The following is a 3,334-nucleotide window of genomic DNA, read 5'->3' as shown; positions in this document are numbered from 1 at the left end:
CAGATCCTTCTAATTTAATTAGGGTGGATAAAAATGGTTAATCAACACACCTGATTTAAATTACGATAATAAAATGTTAAAAAACATTGGATAAAATTCAGAATTATGAGATAATTGATATGTATTTTCATTTTTGAGTACATGTAAACTATATAGGGGGCTGGTGCTTGCTATGAATAGACGTTTTCATTTTGTATCGCTTATTACTGGAAACTTGTTAACACTAGGAGCTATTTTTATTTATGCTATGCAAAGTCAAGTGGACGTGGCCCTCAGTACTTATGCCCTTGTGATGGGATTTTTAAGTACATTGCTTATTATCTTTTTTTATTTATGGCGGGATGAAAATTTCAAATCATTTTTCTAAAATAAGTAGCTCGGTAAAAAGATATAATTTCGAAGCTTATTACTAATATTGAGATGACTTATCGTTTTTTTAACAAGCAGCAGCATGCCAGTTGAACAAAACAATTTTTTGGTAATGCTGCTCATTTTTCCCCTTTCTACAGCAGTAGTAAAGGGATTTCTTTTTCACAAAAAGCTTCTTTTTTCGTTGTATTCCCCTCTGAATACAACTGATTGTTGTAGAAAAATAAATTTTTTTGTAGAAAATTTAAAAACAATGATTGAGTAGTAAATCAATTTTCTGTATAATCAGCTTGTTTGACAATACTATTTATGAACCTGGGGGTAGACAATTGGGTAAAGCATTGATTATCGGAGCTGGCGGAGTAGCCAGTGTTGTGGTACACAAGTGTGTTCAAAATTCGGACGTATTTGAGGAGATTTGTATCGCAAGTAGAACTGTTTCAAAATGTGACGCTCTAAAAGAAAAACTAGATGGCGGAAAAACAAAGATTCAAACTGCACAGGTAGACGCAGATAATACGGAAGAGGTTATTGAGCTTATTAAAGCCTTTGGACCTGATGTTGTTATTAACGTAGCACTACCTTATCAAGACTTAACGATTATGGATGCTTGCTTAGCGACAGGTGTACACTATGTGGATACTGCAAACTACGAGCCACCTGAAACGGCAAAATTTGAATATAAATGGCAATGGGCTTATAAAGAGAAGTTCGAAAAAGCTGGCTTAACTGCTCTACTTGGTAGCGGTTTTGATCCAGGCGTAACTGGTGTTTTCACAGCTCATGCTCAAAAACATGAATTTGATGAAATCCACTACATTGATATTGTGGATGCAAATGCTGGTGATCACGGTTATCATTTCGCAACAAACTTCAACCCTGAAATTAACATTCGTGAAATTACTGCGAATGGTCGTTACTGGAAAGAAGGCAAGTGGATCGAAACTGCACCACTTGAGAAAAAAGAAGTGTATAACTTACCAGAAATTGGACCAAAAGATATTTACCTGTTATACCATGAAGAGTTAGAATCTCTTGCTAAAAACATCAAAGGCTTAAAGCAAATCCGTTTCTGGATGACATTCTCAGAAAAATACTTAACACACTTAAAAGTATTAGAAAATGTTGGTATGACTTCTATCGAGCCTATCGAGTTTGAAGGACAAATGATTCAACCAATCCACTTCCTTAAAGCTGTACTACCTGATCCAGCATCACTTGGACCACGTACAAAAGGGAAAACAAATATCGGTTGTATCGTTCGCGGTCTAAAAGATGGCAAGGAAAAAACTTATTATGTGTACAACGTATGTGACCACGAAGAATGTTATAACGAAGTTGGTTCACAGGCGATTTCTTATACAACTGGTGTGCCTGCAATGATTGGTGCAATGCTAGTGATGAACGGTGAATGGCGTAAACCAGGCGTTTGGAACGTCGAAGATTTCAATCCAGATCCATTCATGGATGCACTAAATAAATGGGGTCTACCATGGCAAGAAAGCCATAATCCAGAATTACTTGACCTTGATTTAGATGCAAAGGAATTAAGCCAATGAAACCAATTGATTTTTCAAAAGTTCCATCCCCTTCTTACGTAGTGGATGAGCGATTATTAACAAAAAATCTAGAGCTTTTAAAATCGATTCAAGATCGTACAGGCTGCCGTATTTTACTTGCTTTAAAAGGGTTTTCTATGCATTCAACATTCCCTTTAGTAGGTGAATATTTAACAGGCATTACATCAAGTTCACTTCACGAAGCACGTCTTGGCTATGAAAAAATGGGCAAAGAAGTCCATGTCTATGCACCTGCTTACGTGGAGCACGAAATGGACGAGCTTCTTGGCTATGTTGATCACATTGTGTTTAATTCATTTAACCAATGGGCTCAATATAAGGATAAAGTAAAATCTGCTGGTAAAACAATTGAATGTGGTATTCGTATCAATCCTGAGTACTCTGAAATTGAAACAGCCCTTTACGACCCTTGCTACACGAATTCTCGTCTAGGTACAACATTAGCCAACTTCGACAAGTCACAGCTTGACGGTATTGATGGCTTACACTTCCACGCAATGTGTGAGCAAAACTCAGATACGTTAGAGCGTATTATACAAGTTGTTGAAGAAAAATTTGGTGATGTTTTACATCAAATGAAATGGTTAAACTTTGGCGGTGGACACCATATTACTCGTGAGGATTATGATGTAGAAAAACTTGTAAATATCATTAATTACATTCAAGACAAGTATGACCTTCTTGTATATTTAGAGCCAGGTGAAGCTGTTGCACTAAATACCGGTTATTTAGTAGCAACTGTTCTTGATATTCAGAAAAACGGTATGGAACTAGCAATTTTAGATACATCGGCAACTTGTCATATGCCGGACGTTCTAGAAATGCCATACCGCCCTATGATTATCGGTTCTGGTAAAGCAAATGAGCTAGCATACACATATCGTCTAGGCGGACTAACATGTCTTGCTGGTGACGTAATTGGTGATTATTCATTTGAACAACCTTTACAATCTGGCGATCGTCTTGTATTTACGGATATGGCACATTACTCAATGGTGAAAAATCATATGTTTAATGGGGTAAACCTTCCATCAATCGTTTCTTATAACGATGAAGAAGGCATTAAAGTCATTCGTGAATTTAAATTTGAAGACTATAGCGGTCGACTTTCTTAATAAAAAAGCAATACGCTCCTACTTCTGTTTTACTAAAAGTTAAGATATAGGATAAAACTATTTTAAATAGTGAATTCATAAATAATGTCACACATTATTTATGTAGAAATTTAAAGGATAGAAGAGCTTGAATTAATTCGCTCTATCTATCCTTTTTTCTACCACCAATGACTACAGCAAAAAATTAAAGGCGACCGTAATAGTATGATTCTAAGGTAAGCCCGTAATCAAATAACGCATATAAATAACTAGGCACCTCCGGTACGATAA

The 3,334-nt window shown here is 36.1% G+C and carries 3 protein-coding genes; all 3 read left to right on the top strand.

The annotated features are described in order from the left end of the window. Window positions 1–172 precede the first annotated feature (172 nt). The 3 genes from QRN68_RS17050 to nspC all read left to right on the top strand — a co-directional run bounded on the left by QRN68_RS17050 (window position 173) and on the right by nspC (window position 3,064). A complete protein-coding gene (locus QRN68_RS17050; RefSeq protein ID WP_285398108.1) occupies window positions 173–367 on the top strand; it encodes a hypothetical protein in 195 nt (64 codons plus the stop codon). Between the two features lie 331 nt (window positions 368–698). After that, window positions 699–1,928: a saccharopine dehydrogenase family protein gene (locus QRN68_RS17045; RefSeq protein ID WP_285398107.1), complete on the top strand. Its 1,230-nt coding sequence runs from the start codon at window positions 699–701 to the stop codon at window positions 1,926–1,928. Beyond that, complete coding sequence (nspC, locus tag QRN68_RS17040; RefSeq protein ID WP_285398106.1) at window positions 1,925–3,064, top strand: carboxynorspermidine decarboxylase; 1,140 nt, start codon at window positions 1,925–1,927, stop codon at window positions 3,062–3,064. The genes QRN68_RS17045 and nspC overlap by 4 nt, the downstream gene beginning before the upstream one ends. Window positions 3,065–3,334 lie beyond the last annotated feature (270 nt).

Origin of the sequence: Lysinibacillus sp. fls2-241-R2A-57, assembly GCF_030209535.1 — a bacterium.
In the GTDB taxonomy this organism is placed as follows: domain Bacteria; phylum Bacillota; class Bacilli; order Bacillales_A; family Planococcaceae; genus Lysinibacillus.
Note: the sequence above shows the minus strand (reverse complement) of the source record. Positions and strands in the feature narration are given on the sequence as shown.

Bases quoted from the DNA above. Each gene is read 5' to 3' on its own strand.
- nspC (WP_285398106.1), top strand. From the start codon at position 1,925: ATGAAACCAATTGATTTTTCAAAAGTTCCATCCCCTTCTTACGTAGTG.
- QRN68_RS17050 (WP_285398108.1), top strand. From the start codon at position 173: ATGAATAGACGTTTTCATTTTGTATCGCTTATTACTGGAAACTTGTTA.